Raw genomic sequence first — 714 nt, 5'->3', positions numbered from 1 at the left:
GATCAGGGCATGCACCTTCCGGTCCTTGCCCGTCTGCGAGTCCTTGATGGTGCCCATGTAGGCGAAGTCGATCTGGCACTCCACCCCGGGTTCCCCGTCGGCGACACGCACCGTGGTCGACTTCACCCGGTACCCGCACCGCTCTGTCGCAAAGCGGTGCAGCGTCCGGTACGGCACTTGGCAGCCCTGCCGGGCCAGGAGCTCGTGGACCTTCACCAGGTTCAGCGCCCGGCCAGCCTTCCCGGTCCCGGCGCCCGTGACCCAGTCACGGATCTGCTCCTCATGCCCGGCCAACGCTTCCCACGCCGGCCCGTGCCCGTTCGGCCGTGACGGGCGGACGGCGGCGACCACGGCCCCGACGAGCTCGTCAGTGACCGCATCCGGACCGGCGTCGCGGACTAGGCCCGCCGCCTCCGCGGCCTGCACGTAGCGGCGAGCCGTTTTCCTATCCACCCCGGCCCGCTCGCTCACGGTGCGCAACCCCGCACCGCCAAGCCACGCCCGCAAAACTTCCCGAATCTCAACCACGCTGACCTCCCTGAAAACCATCCCTGTTGACCTCCACGCCGAGAACGCTGACGTGATGATCAAACCGGGAAACGAAGGACGCACCAGCGCAACGCGCCGGACGGTCCCATGACTGGCTAAACAGGTGGTCCCATAAAGGTGGCAAAAAACCTGCTACTACGGTCCCATCCTCCTGGCAGGCGACAA

General features: G+C 67.2%; 1 protein-coding gene and 1 pseudogene. Both read right to left on the bottom strand.

What is annotated here, in order from left to right; all coding sequences use genetic code 11:
* Nucleotides 1-528: pseudogene (locus AAGW05_RS18540) on the bottom strand (IS21 family transposase); the annotation flags it as partial.
* A partial coding sequence (locus tag AAGW05_RS18535; RefSeq protein ID WP_411806032.1) for a hypothetical protein occupies nucleotides 521-714 on the bottom strand: 194 nt, incomplete at its 5' end. The pseudogene AAGW05_RS18540 and the gene AAGW05_RS18535, both read right to left, overlap by 8 nt.

Source organism: Arthrobacter sp. LAPM80 (genome assembly GCF_046736435.1).
Taxonomy (GTDB): Bacteria; Actinomycetota; Actinomycetes; order Actinomycetales; family Micrococcaceae; genus Specibacter.
The sequence above is the reverse complement of the archived record's forward strand: the minus strand, read 5'-3'. Positions and strand labels throughout refer to the sequence as shown.